Genomic DNA, 19,564 nt, shown 5'->3' with positions numbered 1-19,564 from the left:
CCCTAAGCTTCGGTACCGGAAGCGCCTCAAACCTACAACTCCAACCCGTGTTCGCTCTATGACCCTTCGACCCACTTTCGTCGCAATCGCAATCTCCGGAGCTTTCGCCGCCGGAGCCTCAGCCCAAATCGTTGTTCCCGAAGGCTTTTCGGTGTCGGTATTCGCAGATGGCCTGGATGGCATTCGAGGTCTCGCGGTTTCCCCGGATGGGAACGTGTATGGCAAGGTCCGAGGTCGGGGAGTCGTCGCAATGCAGGACAAGGATGGCGACGGGAATGCCGATGTGGTGAAAACGGTACCCGGTACGCCTGAGCAGGGCAGCGGCATCGGTTTTCACGATGGCTTTCTCTACTATTCGACCGACAGCTCCGTCCACCGCATGAAGCTGCCCAAAGGGCAACTGATGCCTTCGGGGAAGGCCGAGACTGTGGTCAGCGGACTGGTTGACCGGCAGCAGCACGCATCCAAGATGTTCACCTTCGATCCCGCTGGCAACCTGTATGTCGAAGTCGGCGCGCCCTCGAACTCGCTCGGCGAGCCGGATCGGGCTCCCGGAGCCGAAGGATTGAGCGATGAAGCAGTGCGGGAGGCTCTTTCTCAATTTGGTGGAATCTGGCGTTTTGATCCCAACACTTTGAATCAGTCTCAGGAAGATGGATACCACTATTCGACAGGGCATCGCCACGTGCTCACCTTGGACTGGCAGCCTAAGGCGGATGCATTGTTCGTGGTGCAGAACGGGCGCGATGTGATCAACGTAGTCGATCCGACCTTCAGCGTCGAATACAACGCAGAACGCGTCGCCGAAGAGATGCATGTGCTGCGCCAGGGATCGAACCTCGGCTGGCCCTACACCTACTATGACCCGATCGACAAGGTGCGTCTCTTCTCGCCGGAGTACGGAGGCGATGGCGAGAAACAGCCTGAGGCGGGCCGCTTTCAGGAGCCGTCGGTGGCGTTTCCCGCCCATTGGGCGCCCATGCAGATGGCCTATTACGGAGGGACTTCCTTTCCGCAAAAGTATCACGGAGGCATGTTCGTGGCGTTTCATGGCTCCTGGAACCGGGCCCCAGTGCAGAAGGGCTACAATGTATGCTTCATACCGGTTGACGATCAAGGCCTGCCCACCGGAGACTACGAGGTCTTCGCGGATGGATTCATAGGCAAGGAACGTATCGTCAGCCCGGGCCAAGCTGACTATCGGCCGATGGGAGTCGCGGTGGGACCGGACGGGGCGCTGTACATCGGCTCCGATCAAGGTGGCCGAGTCTGGAAGGTCTCCTACTAGGATCCGCGAAAAGGATCACCGAAACCGCTGCGGCCCTTCGGCGCGATGCGGTTCGCGAGGCTGAGCGGAAGCCATCCGGGACTTGATCTTTCGGGCGAAGAAGGGAGACTGCTAGCCGAATTATGAGCCGATCTATGCCTCCTATGCTTGGTTTTCGCGTCGCCCTCCTGCTCCTCGTGTTTTTCGTGGCAAGCTCCAGTCACGCCGCCTACCGGACCTCGCTGGTGGTGGCGGCGGACGGCTCGGGTGACTTCGAGCGGATCCAGGATGCTATCGACGACTGCAAGTCCTTCCCGGATCTGCCAATCACCATCACGATCAAGCAAGGGCGCTATGCGGAGAAGGTCACGGTCCATCCGTGGAATCCTAAGATCAATTTGGTGGGAGAGGGCAAGGTCGTGATCAGCAACGACTCGTTTTTCGATCAGGTCGACCGGGGGCGCAACAGCACGTTTTTCACCGCTACGCTCGAAGTGTTGGCCGACGATTTCACGGCCCGCAATCTGACCATCGAGAACGGCGCCGGGCCAGTGGGTCAAGCCATCGCCTTGCGGGTGGAGGGCGATCGTTGCGCCTTTTTCGATTGTCGCATTTTGGGAAACCAGGACACGCTCTACGTGGCCGGCTCAGGTTCTCGCCAGTATTTTGAAAACTGCTACATCGAAGGCACGACCGACTACGTCTTCGGAGCGGCTACGGCGTTCTTCCAATCGTGCGAGCTCATGAGCAAGGCGGATTCCTTCATCACTGCCGCATCGACGCCCGCTGGAGCTGAGCACGGGCTCGTATTTAAGGAATGCCGACTAACCGCAAGTCACGGTCTGACCGAAGTGGTGCTCGGTCGGCCTTGGCGGCCGCACGCGAAGACAGTGTATTTAAGCTGCAACTACACTGCGCCCATCGCTTCCTTTGGATGGGGAGATTGGGGACTCGACGATCCTGGCAGCACTGTGTTCTACGCTGAATACGTGGACGACCCGAAGGCGTTGAAGGAACGCGTGCAATGGTCCATTCGTCTGGACGAAAAGGATCTCGATCGATTTGCGAAAGAAGCGGTGTTGGGCGACTGGCAACCGAGCAGGACACCAGCCGCCCGTACGGGAGATTAAGCTTTGAACTGAAAGCTGATGGCGATCTTGGCCTTGACGTGTTCGCCCGCTATTTTCGCTGGCTTGAACTGCCAATCCTTGATGGCGTCCTGGGCCGCTTCATCGAGGTCGGAATGCGTGGATTTGGATACGTTCGAATGGATGACGCGCCCCTGTTCGTCGAGCGTGACTTCCATGCTGACGATTCCCTTGAAGCCCGGGGTGCAGAGGTTGGGAGGCGTCACGGCGGCCTTGCTTCGAAGCACCACCGGCTTCACGTCCCATGCCTCGTAGACATCGACTTTGTCGGGATTGTTTTCCATCCAGCGTTCGACCTGCTCCTTGGACGCGTCATCGAGAGCGGAGAGAGCGTGGGTGGCCGATTGATCGGAATCGGTTTGAAAGGTGACTTGTCCTCTACGGACCGTTGTCACCACTCCTTCGATACGTTCGCCGGATGCGAGGGCGAAGGTCTCGGCGTTTGCGATAGGGTTGGATAGCAGCAAGCATGCGGCCGCTATCGTAATACGAATTACGGTTTTCATTTTAGACATCTTTTTGTTCCAGTCGCGCCAGAGTGAGCGGACTGCGTAGATGCCTACGGACGTAGGAGGCTGCGCTTTACCTGATTCGCGGCATTCTCGCGGAATTTGGGCTGGCAAAGCCAACTTTTTCAGAAACACCCCAGGAGAACGCCGCGTGTTTTTCTGAATACGATGCTATGCGGGTGACGTAGCGCCTTTCGCTACTCGGCGGTCGGCTCCGAGTTCGTTTTGGCAGCCAGCTCCACGATGCGATAGAATGCGGGTTTGGGCTGGTAGTCGCGATCGAAGAGCAGAGCGAAGTTTGTTCTGCCGCGCACTGGCCAGAAGTTGAGCCATGAATCCTCGTCGGTCACGCCCCAGAAGGTCACCCGTTCGATCTTATCCGAGTGTTTGAGCAGGACGGCGAAGACTTCGGCGTAGCGATCGGCGAATCGTTCCTCCTCTTCCGCCGGAAGCTTGCCGTCGGCGTAGGGATTGTTCTCTTCGTTGGCCTGGATTCTTCCAATATCGACGTTGGCTCCGAAAAAGTGGTCGCGGCCCAGCAAGTCGATATCCAGCTCCGTGATGTGCACCGGCACCCCGGTTTCAGCGAACATGAGAATGGATTTTTCGATTTCTTGGGCGCTGGGATAGCTCATCCCCCAGTGTCCTTGCATGCCGATGCCGTCGATGCGTACGCCTTTCTCTTGAAAGTCCTTAACCATGGCCACCACGGCTTTGCGGCGTCCTTCATCGGTCATGCTGTAGTCGTTGTAGAGCAGTTTTGCGTCTGCCGGGAGTTCCTCCATGGCAATTCTGAAGGCTTGCTCGGTGAAGTCGTCGCCGATGATCTGCTGAAACTTGGATTTGCGCCACGAGCCGTCGCCTTCGATGGATTCGTTGACCACGTCCCAGGTTTTGATGCGATCGCCGTAGCGTTCTGCCATCATGCGGGCCCGTTCGCGCATGCGAGCGAGCAAAGCCTCTCGCGTGAGGGGATTTCCCTCGGAGTCCTCGAAGACCCAGTTGGGAGTTTGACTATGCCAGAACAAGGTGTGACCGATCATGTCGAGGCCCTGCTGCGCCCCATAGGCGGCGAAGGCGTCGGCCTGCTCGAGCTTGTATTCGCCCGGTTGAGGATTCATTGGTCCCCATTTCATGGAGTTGGCGGGCGAGATGCTGGAAAAGTGCGTTTCGATCAGGTCGTAGGCGGGATGATCGCTGTCGCTTAGCATCCATCCGTTGAGCGTCGCTCCCACAAGGAACTTTCCTTCGAGGGCTTCCTTGAGGGTCGGTTCCGACCTTTGTTCGGCTAGCGATCCGGAGGCGATGGCTAGGCTTGCTGAAAGAGAGAGGGTGGTGATGGCTTGTTTTAGTCGAATCATGGATAGTTGAACTGTGTTCGCGCAGGGGGTTGGTGAGTGTGGTTTTGCAGCGGTCTTGCTCCGATGGGGTGACGGTCGTGCGGGGGCAACTATTGCTAATTCGGCATCGGGAAACCGAGGGAAACGTTGAACGAACGTTTTTACAGAGAGGTGACAAGCGATGCGTTTCGGCTCCTCGTCACCGGCTCGCGCCGGGTGGCGCCGCTCGGGAAAAACGAAAAAAGCTGTAACTTCCCTATGATGGATAGTGTAGTTGCCCGGGTAACTCCTCCTTTATGCCTGTCGCTCAATCAATTGTTATCGAAACCCGCGGGTTGCGTAAGCTCTTTGGCGCCCAAGTGGTGCTGGACGCCGTGGACCTGTCGCTTCCTGCAGGATCGATCGGGTTACTCGGACCGAACGGAGCAGGCAAGTCGACCTTCATCAAATGTTTGCTCCAACTACAGAGCAAGGACGGTGGGACGGTTTCGCTACTGGGCAAGGATATCGACGAGCACGGTCGGGAGACGCGGCGGCGAATCGGATACGCTCCCGAGCAAGACTGCCACATCCCTGGCATGATCGGGTGCGAATACGTCACCTATTGCGGCGAGTTGTCCGGCATGCCGTTCGAGGCGGCTCGTCAGCGCGCTCACGAAATGCTGGATTTCGTGGGAATGGGGCAGGAGCGCTACCGAAAAGTGGATACGTATTCCACTGGGATGAAGCAGAGGATCAAGATCGCCCAGGCTTTGGTGCATGATCCGGATTTGGTGTTTTTGGATGAGCCGACTAATGGATTGGATCCCAAGGGCCAGAGCATGATCTTGGAGCTCATCCAACGCATTTGGCAGGAGTGTGGGATCAGCGTGGTGCTCTCCTCGCATTTGCTCCATGATGTGGACCGGATTTGCGATCGCATCGTGATCATCGCTCAAGGACGCATCGTGGCTCATGATACCTTGGACTCGCTCAAGAAACGGCGCAAGGCGGAGGCGGAAGTGGTGCTGTCGCGCGAACACGAAACCGCAATGGCTGTCTTCGAATCGCTCGGCTGGAGTTGCAGCAAGCTCAGCAATGGCAACATCAAGGTGGCTCATGGCGAGCCGTCGCTCAACCCGTTGATTCGCGTTCTGCATGAGAATGGCATCGCTCCGCAGGAGGTTCGGGAGAGCCCTAACGCGCTAAGCGAGCTCTTCGTACAGGCGTTGGAGGAAGGAGGATCAAAGTGAAGGACGCGTCGTGGAATGCCGAATACAGGCGATGGAAGGGGCGTTCGGTCAGTGTCTGGCAACGTCGCCTTTCGATCACTCGCTATGGCTTGCGCCTGGCGTTGAGCGGTCGAATCATGCGGGCTTTTCTCATTCTATCTCTTGCGCAGTCGTTGATTTTGATCGGCGTATTCTTTTTCTTCGGACAACTGGTGGCTCCCGATAGTTCACTGATCGCTTGGCTGGAATCGGTAGGTGGAACGCAGGTGACTAGGTTTCTAAACGGGATCACCTCCTGGGCTTTGCTGTATCCGGAAATCTGTGTCGACGGCTTGTACCGAGTCATGTTCTTCTTGCTCAGCTACAGCTGTCCGTTCATTTCGGTGGTGGTGGTGGCTCTTTTCGCTCACAAGCTCATCGCCAACGATCTAGCGAGTCAGGCTATCGTGATCTACAGCAGCAAGGCCCTAACCCGCTGGGACTACATCATTGGCAAGTTCGGGGTAGTCGCGTGCATTCTTTCGGTCATCTGGTTGTTGCCGGTGACGGTTTCCTGGGTCGTGGGCAACGCCCTTGCTCCTGACTGGAGCTTTTTCTACCATTCGTTTCCTTCGCTGCTCCGTGGGCTCGCTTTGGGGCTGGTGGCGGTGGTCACGCTGAGCTGCTTCACCCTAATGGTCTCCTCCTTAGCGAAAAAGACGGGAACCGCTGTGGTCTACTGGATTTTGGGGCTGCTCGTGCTCGACATCATTTCGGACGCGGTCGGCTTGGTCTCGCCAGTTTTAGGTTATATCGATCCTTTCGACGCCTTGGAGAGCCTGTCCAATTCGCTTTATCGCATCCCAGATCTAATCAGCGATGCTCAGGGAATGCTCCCGTTTTTTCCAGGATTGTTTGCCGGGGCGACCGACAACATGGAGCTGGAGGAATTGCCGCTAACCAACGGCGAATTTCTGGTGCCGATCATCGTTCTCTCGCTTTTGAGCGTCGCCAGCATCGTGGTCGTCAACAAGAGGATACGTCAGTCATGAGCGCGATCATCGAGGCGAAGGAACTGAGCTGCTTCTACGGCGTGGTTCTCGGATTGAACAACGTCACCTTCGACGTTTCTAGCGGCATTACCGGATTGGTGGGGCCGAACGGAGCGGGTAAGAGCACGTTGATCAAGCTGGTGACGGGACAGCTCGCGCCATCGTCAGGAGAACTGTCGGTCTTTGGCGAGTCGCCGCGCAACAATGCAGCTCTGTTGAAACGCATCGGCTACTGCCCTGAGCGCGAGCAGGTTCCAAAGGATCTAAAACCTGTCGACTGGCTGAGGTCGTTGGCGTCGCTCTCCGGTATCCGTTGGAAGGATACGAAGAATGCTGCGGAAGCGGCTCTGGAGCGAGCGCGACTGGACTCGTCGCATTGGAGCAAGCCCATCGGAGCCTATTCGAAGGGCATGAAGCAGAGGGTGAAGCTGGCTCAAGCCATCATGCATGATCCGGAGCTGGTCATACTGGACGAACCGATGAACGGTCTTGATCCCATGGGACGTGCGGAGTTTGGGGAGATCCTCAAAGAGCTCTCTCTGTCTGGGGCGAGCATTTTGATCTCCAGCCACATCCTGCACGAGCTGGAGTTTCTCTGCGGAGGCTTTCTGATTCTGAACTGGGGGCGCGTGCTGGCCTCTGGGAGTCAGTTGGAGATACGCGAAGCGATGACGCAATGGTCGGACGAGATTTCCATCCGATGCAGCGATCCGATTCGACTCGCCTCCCACCTGCAGGAAAGCGGGGCGATCCGTGGCTATCTCAGCGAGCAGGACGAACTGACGGTATGGGTGAAGCGTCCGGAGTCGTTTTTCGAGGACTGGCCGCGCTTGCTGGCGGAATGCTCGACGATCGAAATCTATTCTCTGCGCAACAAGAACCGCTCATTGAGCAGCATTTTCGAAAGGATGACACGATGACGCGGCAAACCCTTGGATCTGCAGGATTGGCGGAAGCCATGCGGGCGCTGCTGCTGATGCGAATCAGGGAGCTCTCCACGGGGGCTTCGCTGACGCGTCTGGCCGTTTCCTTCGCCATCGCCCTCGCGATTCTTTGGATGGTGATCAGGCCTGGCGATACGGAGCGCTTCTGGTGGGTCGCGATTTCGGTGTTCGCCTTGAAGTTCCTTCCGGTCTACTGCCTGACCAAGGGTGGCGAGACGCTGCGGTCCGAGTTGAAGGAGGGTACCATCGAATACCTCTGGACTCGTCAGGCCAGCAAGGGGAGCTTGTATTTAGCGTTCTACGCCAGCAGCTTGCTGCAGGTCATGGTGCAGGTCGCGGGCTTTCTGCTCGCTCTTTCCTTGGTGGCGTTCGCCCGCGGGGTAGCGGTCGATTTTCTGGATCTTTCGCTTCTTTGGGTCTGCGGTCTGGGAGCGGCTTTCGCTTTCACCGCCATCGCAATCGGAGTCGGCGCGTTTTCCGCCAAGTATGTGGTATTCGGACTTTTCTATTTTTCCTTCGTGGAGCTTGGACTGGGAGCCTTGCCCACCGGCGCCCGCGGCCTTGCGGTATCCGCCCACGTGAAGGACGTGCTCACTCCGGTAAGCTATAGCGAGCTTTCGGCCGCCTTCGGGGCGCTGGGAGGGAGTTTGCTGGCCATGGCGATCATTTCAGCTGTCGCCCTGCTGCTGGGAGCCTTCGTCTTTTTGCGCTCGGTTTATTCGGTAGGCGGAGACAAGGAAGGATGAGCAGCCGCTTTCTCAAAAAGGGCGTAACCGAATGCTACGTGTTCGTGAATAAACGGACATAACACCAAACGAATATGACTAGCATCAAATTAGTAGGACGACTTTTCGCGGGAGCCTGTATTGCGGCTCAAGCAATCATCGCGGCGCCACTCGAGAAATCTAACGTTGCCAAGGATGCTAAGTGGCTCGCCCACATAGACATGGAGCAAGTGATGAAGGCATCGCTCAGCGGGATGGCGATCGGTCATCTCAAGGAGGAGATCGCCCGGAACAATCAGGGATCGGTGACGGTGGATATCGACCAACTGCTCGCTGAGATCCATTCCGTCACCGCCTACGGCGAAACCTTGGGAGTGGAGAGCGGGGAGATTGATGGGGTGCTGCTGGTGGAGACCGGCGAGCGCCTGCAGACTATTTTCGATGGATTCATCGCGCACCAAGAGCTGCAGGAGGATTCCGAGATCAATTTCAAGCGGGTGGAAGACCGCCCGTTCGCCTCCTACGTGCTCGACGAGGAACTCTATTTCGCCTTTCCGAACAAGAAGCTGCTCATCGCGAGCAAGCAGTACGAGCAGATCGAAGCGGCCTATCAGGTGGTGCAAGGAAAATCGGCCAGTCTGGAGAACGATCCGAGCGGCCTGCTGTTGAACGAGGAGGAGGGCTTCTTTCTCATCGCCACGGCAACCGGGCTCGATGGACTGAAAAACATGCCGCCGCAGGCTCGCATTTTGCAGAAGACCAAGGGCGGCCAGCTCTCCATCGGCGAGGACAAGGAGGATTTTCGAGCCAATCTCGTGCTATCCACCTCCGGACCAGAGGTCTCGACGCAGCTCTACCGAATCGTGCAAGGCATGCTGGCTTTGGCTTCATTCGCTCAAGTAGAGAACGAAGGGCTGATGGATGTGGTGAATCGCGTGCAGGTGGAGCAGGGTAGGAGCTGGGTATCGATCGATTTTAGGTATCCAGTGGAGAAGGTGAGGGATTTGCTTTCGGACATCATCCAGGAAAAGGGTGGCAAGGCCCATGGAGCCGGACGGCCTACGGAAGCTCAGGAAGGCCATCAGCAAGCGGCGCCTCAGGAGAAGGCCCAGCCGCGCTCCAGCTCCGCGCCCGCAAAGTCAAACCAGGAAACGCGTATCGCACCTACGCAAGAACTCGCGCGATCCGCGATCGAGTGTTGCCAGGAGTGCAGCGCCCGCGGATCATGAACGACGTAGCCAGCTTTTTGACAGGAATCGAACCAGTGGCCAGCGCTGCTCAAAACGTAAGCGAACGAAGCACGACTCCCAACGGAGACGTGATGACGCGTTCCGATTTCGCCGCTCTGGTGAGCGAGCATCAGGCGCGGCTGTGCAACTTCCTCTATCGCTACACTCGGAACCGCCAGGATGCGGAGGATCTGGTGCAGGATACGTTTGTGAAGGCTTACCGGAACCTGCACCGCTACGACAATCGTTACAGCTTTTCCACCTGGCTTTACACCATCGCCCGCCGCACCGCCTACAACCATTTCCGCGATACCAAGCCGACCGAGTCGCTGGAGTACGATCTAGTCGAAACGTCGCAGACGCCAGACGAGGAGGCCTCGCAGGAGGACGAACTTTCCTGGGTCTGGGAGGCGGCGACTTCGCTGAAACCGGTTTTTCGAGAGGCCTTGACCCTGAAATACGTCGACGACCTTTCGATCGAGGAGATTTCGCGCATTCTGGGAAAGTCCCAGACCAATGTTAAGATCATCCTCTTCAGAGCCCGAAACCAGCTCAAGAAGATGAGAAAGTCCGCCGGAAGGGAGGAACAGGTATGAAACAAGCGATCAACAGATTTCTAATCAACTGGTATCAGGCGAGCGACAAGCCGCTGCCGAAGTGGCTGCGAGCCGCTTGCTCTAAGGATAATGCGCTCGAGGAGGAGCTTCGCCGCGGTGACGAGCTGACTCGCTGCTTGCGAAAGCGTAGCGAAACGTCGAATACGGCGTGGGAATGCGAAGGCATGGCGAATCGCGTGATGACGCAAATCACGCGGGAGGACTATGCTGCGGAACTCGCTCGCAAGGAAGAGGACGCCCCAGCTTCCTCCGCTTGGGTTCCGTGGGTTCGATCCATCGGGTCCGGAGCCATCGCCTGCGCCATCGCCATTTATGCCGTGCAGAACTGGATGAGCCATCGTCAAGACGTGGAGACCGCCACCCAGATCGTGCAAGCGTTGCCGGACGACGCGTCGGTCGAGACGGTGGAGGACTTAGGCGACAACCTGCTGGAGATGGGCGCCGGTTGGAAGAATCCGCTGGATCAGGAGATCGAGTACGTTCTTTCGGACGCTAAGGGAGCTCTTGGATTTCTCGCGGATAGTTTCGTGCCGTCCAGCTTGCGCAAAAGGATCGAGCAGGACAGCAACGCCTAGTTTGCGTCGCGTAGCTCTTCGATCCCATCGGGCGCCCTTTTTAGGGAGCGCCTTTTTAGTGAGCTCTGCGGTAGCTCAAAGGCGAGGTGCCATGCGCTCGTTTGAACTGACGCGAGAAGTAGTTGCTGTCATTGAAGCCGACCTCGAACGCGATTTCGGAAACGGGTCGGTTCGTGCGAGTGAGCAGCGTAGTTGATTTTTGGATGCGCAGATTGAGCAAGTAGTCGATCGGCGTCTGTCCGGTGGCGGTGCGAAAGACGCGCATGAAGTTGCTGCGCGACATGTGGGCCATGGCGGCGAAGTCCTCGATTTTCCAAGGCCTCGCAAACTCGTCTTCGATGGATCCGATCACCTTCGCCACGCGCAGAAGGGCTTCCGCGTTGGTGGATTCCGACTTGTGGTACAAGCGCGACAGATAGACGACCAGCTCGACGAACTTGCTGAACATCGCTACTTCGTAGCCTTCCTGCTGCTCGTGGATTTCCGTTTCCAGCTCGCTGGCGATGCGCTCGCAATGGGCCAGCGAGGAGCGGCGGAGGTGGAGGTGGCTGGTGAACTTGTGCTGCTTGCGAAAAAGCGGTTCGAGCAAGAAGAGGGCTCGATAGCCGGGGATCTTTCTGAGACGATTCTCAGGGAGGTTCAGTTGGCTGGGATCGTACATGATGTTGATCATCTCCAGCCCTTGCAGGTCGTAGTAGTAGTGGGCCTGCTTGCCTTGGAGCACGAAGACGTCGCCAGCCGAAATGGGGAACTCCGCCCCTTCGAGCCAATGCATGGCGCTTCCCTTGGTGATGAGAGCGAGTTCGCAAAAGTCGTGCGTATGCCGGACCTCCGTGAGGTCGTGCTCGTGGGTGATCTTGTGCTCCTGCCCAGATTTCACGCGGCGCGCGGTGAGGGGGTACTGCGGATCGTCGAAGTAGTTAATTCCCTCCGCGACAATACCTTGAATTAACTCGGTTGATGGGTTCTTAATGCTTCTGTTCCTCCATTTACGCTGCGGTCTTTCCTTTAGTACGCGAACTTACGAGTTTTTTGCGCTACGTAAGATGTTGAAAGACAAAACGTAGCGGCTCGATTTTTGCGTCAGAAGAAAGAGTGAGAAAATAATGCTAGTATTTGAGCGGATTTTAAAGGCGAAATTTCGAGAATCATGCGATACTCCCGACCCTCCCCATTTTACGAGTTAACCCAGATTCACTTCCCGACATGGCTTATTTGATTGGTATCGACGTTGGCAGCTCTTCCGTGAAGGCCGCTGTGCTAGACATAGAGACTGGCGCTTGCGTAGGTGACGCGTTCGCTCCCAAGGAGGAGCTGGTCATCGAATCCCCGCAAGCGGGTTTCGCCGAGCAGGATCCGCAGACCTGGTATGACAACGCCCGCATCGCGGTTCGCGAGGCGATGACCGCTGCCCGCATCACTGGCGAGTCCGTGGAAGGCATCGGTATCTCCTATCAGATGCATGGCCTGGTTTGCGTCGACAAGGCGAAGGAAGTGCTTCGGCCCGCTATTATCTGGTGCGACAGTCGCGCCGTCAGCTATGGACAAGCCGCGTTCGATGCCATCGGAGGCGAAAAGTGCCTAGCGCATTTGCTGAACTCTCCCGGCAATTTCACTGCGATGAAGCTGGCTTGGGTTAAGGAGAACCAGCCGGAGATCTACGCTAAGATCGACAAGGTCATGCTCCCGGGCGATTGGCTGGCCATGAAGCTGACGGGCGAGGCGCAGACCACCGCGTCGGGCCTCTCGGAAGGAATTTTCTGGGATTTCAAGAACAATCAGATCTGCGATTTTCTGTTGGAGCAGTCCGGGTTTTCCCCTGATCTCATTCCCGAGGTCGTACCCACATTTTCGGTACAAGCGAAGCTTACGAAGAAGGCGGCGGACGACTTCGGTCTACATGCAGGCACTCCAGTCGCTTATCGAGCGGGCGATCAGCCTAACAACGCTCTGTCGCTCAACGTGCTGCAACCTGGCGAAATCGCCGCGACCGCAGGCACTTCCGGTGTCGTTTACGGCGTCACCGACCAGGTGAAATACGATCCGCAGTCCCGCGTGAACACCTTTCTCCACGTCAATCACACCGCAGAGGCGCCGCGCTTGGGCGTTCTGCTGTGCATCAATGGCACTGGCATTTTCAATTCGTGGACACGCCGCATGCTTGGCGGGCTTTCCTATCCCGAGATGAATAAGCTCGCGGAAGCGGTGCCGGTGGGATCCGAAGGCCTCACCGCCTTGCCGTTCGGCAACGGAGCCGAGCGCGTGCTTTGCAACCGCAATCCAGGCGCCAGCATGGCCGGACTCGATTTCAATCGCCACGGACGCGGTCACCTTTGCCGGGCCTTGCAGGAGGGCATCGTGTTCTCCTTCCAGTACGGCATCGAGCTGATGAAGCCGCTTGGGCTGGACATCACCAAAATTCGGGCCGGCAAGGCCAACATGTTCCTCAGTCCGCTATTTTGCGAAACCCTGGCCGGCGTGAGCGGAGCTGGGATCGAGCTTTACGAGACGGATGGCTCCCTGGGAGCTGCTCGCGGAGCGGGCGTGGGAGCAGGCGTCTACGGATCGCTGGAGGAAGCGTTCTCCTCCTTGAAGCAGGTCGGAACGATCGAGCCGAAAAGCGGAGCTTACTCCGAAGCCTACGAGCGCTGGAAGTCGGCGCTGCACGCAAAACTCTCTTAAGAAACCTAACCTTCAAACCCCCATCGATTTAACAAATCATCATCGCATATGAGCATCATCACAGGAGACAAAGAGTACTTCCCAGGCATTGGGGAGATTAAGTTCGAAGGTCGCGACAGCGACAATCCGCTCGCTTTTAAGTGGTACAACCCGGATCAGGAAGTTTGCGGCAAGAAGATGAAGGACCTGTTCAAGTTCTCCATCGCCTACTGGCATACCTTCTGCGGAGTGGGTGGAGACCCCTTCGGCCCTGGCACCAAGGTTTTCCCATGGTCTGAAGGCGCAAACGCCGTGGAGCGCGCCAAGAACAAGGCCGACGCCGCGTTCGAGTTCATCACGAAGATTGGAGCTCCCTACTTCTGTTTCCACGATGTCGACATGGTGGAAGAGGGCGCGACCTTCTCCGAGTCGGAAGCCAATCTGAAGGCTGCCGTCGAGTACGTGAAAGAGAAGATGTCCGCTTCTGGCGTGAAACTGCTCTGGGGTACCGCCAACCTCTTCAGCAACCCGCGCTACATGAACGGCGCCTCCACCAATCCGGACTTCGCCACGGTCGCCTACGCAGGCGCTCAGCTGAAGAACGCGATCGACGCGACCATCGCTCTCGGTGGTGAAAACTACGTTTTCTGGGGCGGCCGCGAAGGCTACATGTCCTTGCTCAACACCGACATGAAGCGCGAGAAGGAGCACCTTGCTCGCATGCTGACGCTCGCTCGCGACTACGCTCGCAAGAACGGCTTCAAGGGAACCTTCTTCATCGAGCCGAAGCCAGCAGAGCCTTCCAAGCACCAGTACGACTTCGACTGCGAAACCGTGATCGGCTTCCTGCGTCAGTACGACTTGCTCGACGACTTCAAGATCAACATCGAAGTGAACCACGCGACCCTCGCTGGCCACACCTTCGAGCACGAGCTGCAGGTAGCTGCGGACGCTGGATTGCTCGGCAGCATCGACGCCAATCGCGGCGACTACCAGAACGGTTGGGACACTGACCAGTTCGCCATGAACATCAACGAGCTCACCGAAGCGATGTTGGTATTCCTCCGCGCTGGCGGTCTGCAAGGCGGTGGCGTGAACTTCGACGCCAAGACCCGTCGCAACAGCACGGATCTCGAAGATATCTTCATCGCTCACGTCGCAGGCATGGACGCGTTCGCTCGCGCTGCCCTGATCGCGGAGAAGGTGCTCAACGATTCCAAGCTTCCGGGCATGCGCAAGGAACGCTACGCGAGCTTCGACTCCGGCAAGGGCGCCGCTTTCGAAAAGGGCGAGCTCACCTTGGAAGACGTTTACGAGATCGGCAAAAACGGTGGCGAGCCAAAGCTCATCAGCGGCAAGCAGGAACGCTACGAACAGATCATCAACGACTTTTTGTTCTAGTAGGTCTTTTATAGATTCTATTCATTCGTAGTGAACAGGCGCGGCGTCAGCCGCGCCTGTTTCGTTTTCTAACGATGTGCTGGCGCGTTGGGGAAAAGCCTGCCAAGCTATCGCTCATGCCATTGCTCAGGTTCGTTTTTCTCCTCGCTGCGTCATTGTGCTTGATGGGCGTCCAAGGTCTTCAGGCCAAGCCGCAGGCCGATCCGATTTCCATTGTGGTGATCGGTGATTCCACCGCTGCCCAGAAAGAGGCCGATCGGCGTCCCGAAACCGGTTGGGCCGAAGCGTTGCAGTCGTTTTTCGAAGACGGAGTTTCCGTTTCGAATCGAGCCCTCAACGGTCGCAGCAGCAAGAGCTTCATCGACGAAGGTCGTTGGCAGGAGGCGTTGGGGGAGCTTGAAGCAGGCGACGTTCTGATAGTGGAATTTGGCCACAACGACCAGAAGAGCCACGATCCCTCGCGCTACGCCGCTCCTTGGGACGGCTATGCGAGCAATCTACGCCGTTTCGCTCAAGAAGCCCAAGCCAAAGGGGCCGAAGTGATCATTCTGAGCTCGATTTGCCGCCGCAAGTTCAACGAGGACGGCACGCTTCAGGATACGCATGGGGAATATCCGGACGCGGCTCAGGCTGTGGCTAGGGATGTAGAGGCGGCTTACATCGATATGGAGGCGCTGACGCGAGACATGCTGCTCGAACTCGGACCGGAGAAATCCCGAAAGCTGTTTCTACATCTGGAGCCGGGAGAGCATGAGAACTATCCGGACGGCAAGAGCGATGACACCCACCTAAACGAGGCGGGGGCTAGGGCTCATGCGGAGCTGTTTGCAGGAGCCTTGCGCGAGATGGGGCACCCGCTAGCGGATCGCCTGCGCTAGCCGTTCTTCGCCGGCCGTGTCGTTCAGGGCGTGAACAGCTCCTGCAGAAAGGGCAAGGCGTGGCTCAGCGAGCTGAACTGCTTTTTCACCTTTGAGAGCGAGCTTTGGTCGTGCGGCGCCATGTCCGGCACGAGAATGGTGAACATGCCGGCAGTGTGAGCGGAGTGGATTCCGTTGACCGAATCCTCGAAGGCGATGCAGCGCTCGGGATCGACGCCAAGACGCTGGGCCGCGGTCAGGTAAGGCTCTGGATCGGGCTTGCCGTGGGCGACCTGGTCGCCGGTGACGAGAGTGTCGAATAGATCCAGAAGCTGATGGTGTCCGAGCTTTCGCTCCGCGTAGCGCCGCGAGGAGGAGGTGGCCAGTGCCTGCGGTACGGATTGCGACTTAAGAAACCTGAGGCAGTCGATGGCGCCTTGCTTCAAGGGTGGTCCATTGGCGATGAGCTCGTCGTAGCGCCGACTGGCTTCGAGGGTGAGCTCCTCGACGTCCACCGAGGATCCAAGCCATTCCTTCAAGCACGCTTTGATGCGCGCCGCATTCATGCCGATGAGGCGGATGAACATCGGTTCGTCGATGGTCTGCCCAAGCGCTTTGGCCCCGTGCTGCCACGCCAGAAAGGACAGTCGCTCCGTGTCAAAGATAAGGCCGTCCATGTCCCAGACAACCGCGTCGAAGGTCTGATTTGAAATCACGCTTTGGGTTGAGACGGAAAAGCGAGCTTATCTCAACCCCAATCCTTGCCAAAATTCGGGCTTTGGAACAGGTTGTTCCCGAGACATGAGTGCTTCCTTTCTTGTAAAACGTCCTTGGCTGAAACGCGTGATCGTGACCGCGCTGGTCCTGTTTTCGCTCTACCTGTGCTTTGGCATTTGGGGAGTTCCCGCTATCTTGAAATCGCAGCTGGAAAGGCGCGGACCTGCAATGCTGGGGCGAGAGGTCGCCGTGGAGAAGGCGAGCTTCAATCCGCTAACGCTGGAAACCCGACTCTATGGTCTGCAGGTGTCGGGAGATGGTGAGCCCCTGCTGGAAGTCGGACGCGCTTCAGTCAATCCGCAAATCGTCAGCGTGTTCGGACAAATCGAAATCAAGTCAGTGGAGCTTTCCGACGTGACTGCCCGAGTCGCGATCACGGAAGGCGGAAGCATGAGCTTCGACGATGTGCTGGCTTCGCTGTCTGAGATGTCCGGTGAGGAGGAGCAAACGGAGCCAAGCGGTGAACCGATGCGTATAAGAATTTCCGATACGGACATCAGAAACGTGACGATCCACTTTCGCGACCTTAGCTTGGAAGCGCCCTACGAGGAGACGCTTGTGCTCGAGTCGCTCACCGGCGCGAATCTCGGCACGGTGCCAATGAAGGAGCTTGAGACCGAGGGCGTAGGAGGCGATGGTTCAGCGTATCATTGGACCTTCGACGCTTTGCTGAGAATCGCTTCGGGAGGAAGCCTTCAAATGGAGGGCGGAGCCCTGTCTTTGGAGCCTTGGTCGCTATCGGTTTCCAGCTCGCTGCAAGGCGTCCAGCTAAGCAGCCTGCAGCCGTACGTTTCGGAGACCATGCTAGCGGAGCTTGCTGGAGAAGCCGGTTTCGATCTGGCCGTAGATGTCACTATGGCCGCGGAAGGGGAGACCGCGCCGGAGATCGTCGTCACTGGCGAAGCGCGGCTGGGGAGGTTTTCGCTGCGCGACGAGAGCAAGGAACACCTTAGATTCCAATCGCTTTCGCTCAGCGGACTGATGGCGCGACTCAGCTCGATGGAGATCGAAATCGCCCGCATCGGTTTGCTCGATCCGTTTCTCGATCTGACGTTGAGCGAAGAAGGGACTCCGGTTTTGCCTCAGATGAAGACATCTACCGCCGCGACGGCTAGCTCAAGCGGAGCCGGAGGCCAAGCGGGCAACCTCAGCCTCAAGCTGGCGGAATTCAACGCCGAAGGGGGAGCGGCGCGTTTCGAAGACCGCTCGTTGGAGAGCAGTTTTTCGACTGAGTTTCGTGACATTGAAATTTCGATACGAGAAATATCGGCGATGATGCGCGGAGAAGAGCTCTCGGCCTCCGCTTTGGCCCAGGTGGACCTGAGCGCCTTCGACGGTTCTTTGTCGCTCTCCGGCGCCCTCGCGTCTCTCGAAGAAGGGGGGGATTTCAGCGTTTCCGCGAACGGGTTGGATGTTTCCCAGTTTCAGCCCTATGTCAGCGAAGCCGCGAACGCCTTGCTGGAAAAGGGCCGTATTCGCTTCGACGCTACCGGGAGCTTCGACCTGAAGGGATCGATCACGGTGACGAGCAATGCGGATTTGACCGATCTCCAGGTTGCCCATCTCGATGAGGAAAGGCAGTTCTTCAATCTTGCCAGCCTTTCGATAAAATCTGCCCGCTTCGATGGCAAGGAGTTGGCGGTCGCGGAAGTCGAGGTGGTTGATCCAGGTCTCAGCGTCTGGCAGGACGAGGAGGATTTGAACCTGTATAGAATTGAAAAACGGATACAGGAGGATTTCGAAAAACAGGTGGAAGTCGCTCGCGAGACCACTGGAGAAGAAGATCTGAGCGTTCGCCTCGATCGCTTTCTTGTAAGAGGGGGCGGTTTGAACTTTTCCGACAGTACACTGGTTTCTACGCTGCGCACGCGGTTGACGGATTTCGAGTTGCTGGTGGAGAACCTTTCGACCGATCCGCTTCAAGTGGCTAACTTTTCCATTTCAACGGAGGTCGACGAAGGAGGCCGGATGAAAGGTGAGGGTGCCTTCCAGTTGGCGGATCCCGAAGCTCAGAGCGATCTGTCGCTCACCGTCAACGGATTCGACATGACCGCGATCAGTCCGTACTGGGAGACCTACCTTGGTCGCAAGCTTGCTAAAGGCCAGTTTGAAATCGTATCCACCTATAAGATACGAAACAGCCAACTTGAAGGAACCAATAGCTTTCGAATCGATCAGCTTACCTTGGGCGATCGCGTGGAAAGCTCGGAAGCGATCAATCTGCCTGTGGGCTTCGCTATCAGTCTCCTCAAGGATCCTAGCGGTATGATTTCCTATGACGGGCTTAGGGTCAGCGGGGATCTCTCCAGTCCCAACGTGAGCATCGGCGGTCTGATTCTGCAGACGTTTGGAAACTTGGTCCTCAAAGCGGCCACCTCACCTTTCAAATTCCTCGCTGGCATGGTTGGCGGAAGCGAGGATTTGGACACGATTCATTTCGACCCGGGTTCCATTGCTATTTCTGGGGAGACTCGGAGCAAGGTGGATTCGTTGGTGAAAATCCTCAATCAGCGACCAGCTCTACGGCTGGAGCTGATTGAAAATACGAAAATGGATGAGGAGTCGGCGTATCTAAAAAAGCGCTACGCCCGACATGTGCTGGCGAATCCGGATTTCGAGCCGAATAGCGTGGTGGACTTGTTGGCGGATTACGATCAAAGCGCTTTTCAAGCGGGCTTGGAGCTTTCCTACGACCAGCTGAAGGAGCAGGAGGCGCAACAGCAGATCGCTGATTCGCGTAGCGAGATCGAGACGGAGCAGCCGGAGGTGAATCCCAAGAGCAAGGCGGATGCAGACGAAGCGTTGAAAACGAGGGAAAAGGTGAACCTACTCACACGCTTGGCCCGCTTGATCGGCCTGAAACGAGGCGATGATTCGCAGAAAAGCGATCAAGCCGATAGTGGCGTAGCCCAAGCGAGCGAGGCCGTTTCCGCCAAGGCCGAGCCAACCAGCGAAGCTCCGGAGCCGACAGAGGAGCCGGAACCCACCGCTGAGGAAAAATTCGCTTACGTACTGGAGCGTCTAGATCGATTGGAACTCGATCCGGAGTGGATCAGGCAGCTCGGTCACGAGCGCATGTTGGCAGTTAAGAAAGCTCTCACCGACGACGGTGAGATCGAGTCTAGCCGTATCTTCATCGCTGATACAGCGGCAGGCGACGGGGCCATGAGCAAGTCGGCGGACCTCGTGCTCAAGTTGACGGACTAAGGATGGCCTTCGATTCGCTATCGACGGAATAGGTGCGGCGCCTCGCCGCGAGGCGTGAATCGAAG

Annotated in this window: 17 protein-coding genes; 13 read left to right on the top strand and 4 right to left on the bottom strand. The window is 57.4% G+C overall.

The window, feature by feature from the left end; all coding sequences use genetic code 11:
• The first annotated feature begins 58 nt into the window (after positions 1 to 58).
• The gene (locus QEH54_RS08725) at positions 59 to 1,288 is read left to right on the top strand and encodes a PQQ-dependent sugar dehydrogenase (RefSeq protein WP_309018276.1); all 1,230 of its coding nucleotides are present in this window, start codon (positions 59 to 61) and stop codon (positions 1,286 to 1,288) included.
• Positions 1,289 to 1,422: 134 nt separating this feature from the next.
• Complete coding sequence (locus tag QEH54_RS08720) at positions 1,423 to 2,397, top strand: pectinesterase family protein (protein ID WP_309018275.1); 975 nt, start codon at positions 1,423 to 1,425, stop codon at positions 2,395 to 2,397.
• Here the strand turns inward: QEH54_RS08720 and QEH54_RS08715 are convergent.
• A complete protein-coding gene (locus tag QEH54_RS08715; protein WP_309018274.1) occupies positions 2,394 to 2,921 on the bottom strand; it encodes an energy transducer TonB in 528 nt (175 codons plus the stop codon). The genes QEH54_RS08720 and QEH54_RS08715 overlap by 4 nt on opposite strands.
• 200 nt (positions 2,922 to 3,121) lie before the next feature.
• Entirely contained in the window at positions 3,122 to 4,285 is a 1,164-nt protein-coding gene (locus tag QEH54_RS08710) for an endo-1,4-beta-xylanase (protein WP_309018273.1), read from the bottom strand.
• Positions 4,286 to 4,599: 314 nt separating this feature from the next.
• On the opposite strand from QEH54_RS08710, the gene QEH54_RS08705 reads away from it, so the two are divergent.
• The 7 genes from QEH54_RS08705 to QEH54_RS08675 all read left to right on the top strand — a co-directional run bounded on the left by QEH54_RS08705 (position 4,600) and on the right by QEH54_RS08675 (position 10,596).
• Complete coding sequence (locus QEH54_RS08705; protein ID WP_309018272.1) at positions 4,600 to 5,496, top strand: ABC transporter ATP-binding protein; 897 nt, start codon at positions 4,600 to 4,602, stop codon at positions 5,494 to 5,496.
• Complete coding sequence (locus tag QEH54_RS08700) at positions 5,493 to 6,506, top strand: ABC transporter permease subunit (RefSeq protein WP_309018271.1); 1,014 nt, start codon at positions 5,493 to 5,495, stop codon at positions 6,504 to 6,506. Before QEH54_RS08705 ends, QEH54_RS08700 begins: the two co-directional genes overlap by 4 nt.
• Positions 6,503 to 7,426 (top strand): ABC transporter ATP-binding protein, encoded by a 924-nt coding sequence (locus QEH54_RS08695; RefSeq protein WP_309018270.1) that lies wholly within the window; start codon positions 6,503 to 6,505, stop codon positions 7,424 to 7,426. Before QEH54_RS08700 ends, QEH54_RS08695 begins: the two co-directional genes overlap by 4 nt.
• A complete protein-coding gene (locus QEH54_RS08690; protein WP_309018269.1) occupies positions 7,423 to 8,196 on the top strand; it encodes a hypothetical protein in 774 nt (257 codons plus the stop codon). The genes QEH54_RS08695 and QEH54_RS08690 overlap by 4 nt, the downstream gene beginning before the upstream one ends.
• Positions 8,197 to 8,270: 74 nt before the next feature.
• Complete coding sequence (locus QEH54_RS08685) at positions 8,271 to 9,404, top strand: hypothetical protein (protein ID WP_309018268.1); 1,134 nt, start codon at positions 8,271 to 8,273, stop codon at positions 9,402 to 9,404.
• Positions 9,401 to 10,000 carry an RNA polymerase sigma factor gene (locus tag QEH54_RS08680; RefSeq protein ID WP_309018267.1) on the top strand — a complete coding sequence of 200 codons (600 nt, stop codon included), beginning with the start codon at positions 9,401 to 9,403 and terminating at the stop codon, positions 9,998 to 10,000. The genes QEH54_RS08685 and QEH54_RS08680 overlap by 4 nt, the downstream gene beginning before the upstream one ends.
• Positions 9,997 to 10,596 carry a hypothetical protein gene (locus tag QEH54_RS08675; RefSeq protein ID WP_309018266.1) on the top strand — a complete coding sequence of 200 codons (600 nt, stop codon included), beginning with the start codon at positions 9,997 to 9,999 and terminating at the stop codon, positions 10,594 to 10,596. The genes QEH54_RS08680 and QEH54_RS08675 overlap by 4 nt, the downstream gene beginning before the upstream one ends.
• 55 nt (positions 10,597 to 10,651) lie before the next feature.
• Here the strand turns inward: QEH54_RS08675 and QEH54_RS08670 are convergent, their stop codons facing one another.
• Entirely contained in the window at positions 10,652 to 11,476 is an 825-nt protein-coding gene (locus tag QEH54_RS08670; RefSeq protein WP_309018265.1) for an AraC family transcriptional regulator, read from the bottom strand.
• A gap of 326 nt (positions 11,477 to 11,802) precedes the next feature.
• Here QEH54_RS08670 and QEH54_RS08665 point away from each other — a divergent pair, with 326 nt between their 5' ends.
• The 3 genes from QEH54_RS08665 (at position 11,803) to QEH54_RS08655 (ending at position 15,536) form a co-directional block, all read left to right on the top strand.
• Positions 11,803 to 13,278, top strand: coding sequence for an FGGY family carbohydrate kinase (locus tag QEH54_RS08665; RefSeq protein WP_309018264.1), 1,476 nt, complete (start codon positions 11,803 to 11,805; stop codon positions 13,276 to 13,278).
• Between the two features lie 48 nt (positions 13,279 to 13,326).
• On the top strand, positions 13,327 to 14,658 hold the full coding sequence (gene xylA / locus QEH54_RS08660) for a xylose isomerase (RefSeq protein WP_309018263.1): 1,332 nt from the start codon (positions 13,327 to 13,329) through the stop codon (positions 14,656 to 14,658).
• A 116-nt stretch (positions 14,659 to 14,774) separates the two neighbouring features.
• The gene (locus tag QEH54_RS08655; protein WP_309018262.1) at positions 14,775 to 15,536 is read left to right on the top strand and encodes a rhamnogalacturonan acetylesterase; all 762 of its coding nucleotides are present in this window, start codon (positions 14,775 to 14,777) and stop codon (positions 15,534 to 15,536) included.
• A gap of 23 nt (positions 15,537 to 15,559) precedes the next feature.
• On the opposite strand, the gene QEH54_RS08650 is transcribed toward QEH54_RS08655, so the two are convergent.
• Positions 15,560 to 16,231, bottom strand: coding sequence for an HAD family phosphatase (locus tag QEH54_RS08650; protein WP_309018261.1), 672 nt, complete (start codon positions 16,229 to 16,231; stop codon positions 15,560 to 15,562).
• Between the two features lie 85 nt (positions 16,232 to 16,316).
• Here QEH54_RS08650 and QEH54_RS08645 point away from each other — a divergent pair, with 85 nt between their 5' ends.
• Positions 16,317 to 19,499, top strand: a complete 3,183-nt coding sequence (locus QEH54_RS08645; RefSeq protein ID WP_309018260.1) for a DUF748 domain-containing protein — start codon at positions 16,317 to 16,319, stop codon at positions 19,497 to 19,499.
• Positions 19,500 to 19,564 lie beyond the last annotated feature (65 nt).

The organism is Pelagicoccus sp. SDUM812003 (assembly GCF_031127815.1).
GTDB lineage: Bacteria > Verrucomicrobiota > Verrucomicrobiia > Opitutales > Opitutaceae > Pelagicoccus.
The sequence above is the reverse complement of the archived record's forward strand: the minus strand, read 5'-3'. Positions and strand labels throughout refer to the sequence as shown.

Excerpts from the sequence above, each read along its gene's own strand:
- QEH54_RS08695 (WP_309018270.1), top strand. The coding sequence starts at position 6,503 with ATGAGCGCGATCATCGAGGCGAAGGAACTGAGCTGCTTCTACGGCGTG.
- QEH54_RS08690 (WP_309018269.1), top strand. The coding sequence starts at position 7,423 with ATGACGCGGCAAACCCTTGGATCTGCAGGATTGGCGGAAGCCATGCGG.
- QEH54_RS08725 (WP_309018276.1), top strand. The coding sequence starts at position 59 with ATGACCCTTCGACCCACTTTCGTCGCAATCGCAATCTCCGGAGCTTTC.
- QEH54_RS08715 (WP_309018274.1), bottom strand. The coding sequence starts at position 2,921 with ATGAAAACCGTAATTCGTATTACGATAGCGGCCGCATGCTTGCTGCTA.
- QEH54_RS08720 (WP_309018275.1), top strand. The coding sequence starts at position 1,423 with ATGCCTCCTATGCTTGGTTTTCGCGTCGCCCTCCTGCTCCTCGTGTTT.
- QEH54_RS08665 (WP_309018264.1), top strand. The coding sequence starts at position 11,803 with ATGGCTTATTTGATTGGTATCGACGTTGGCAGCTCTTCCGTGAAGGCC.
- QEH54_RS08710 (WP_309018273.1), bottom strand. The coding sequence starts at position 4,285 with ATGATTCGACTAAAACAAGCCATCACCACCCTCTCTCTTTCAGCAAGC.
- QEH54_RS08655 (WP_309018262.1), top strand. The coding sequence starts at position 14,775 with ATGCCATTGCTCAGGTTCGTTTTTCTCCTCGCTGCGTCATTGTGCTTG.
- QEH54_RS08675 (WP_309018266.1), top strand. The coding sequence starts at position 9,997 with ATGAAACAAGCGATCAACAGATTTCTAATCAACTGGTATCAGGCGAGC.
- xylA (WP_309018263.1), top strand. The coding sequence starts at position 13,327 with ATGAGCATCATCACAGGAGACAAAGAGTACTTCCCAGGCATTGGGGAG.
- QEH54_RS08645 (WP_309018260.1), top strand. The coding sequence starts at position 16,317 with ATGAGTGCTTCCTTTCTTGTAAAACGTCCTTGGCTGAAACGCGTGATC.
- QEH54_RS08685 (WP_309018268.1), top strand. The coding sequence starts at position 8,271 with ATGACTAGCATCAAATTAGTAGGACGACTTTTCGCGGGAGCCTGTATT.
- QEH54_RS08680 (WP_309018267.1), top strand. The coding sequence starts at position 9,401 with ATGAACGACGTAGCCAGCTTTTTGACAGGAATCGAACCAGTGGCCAGC.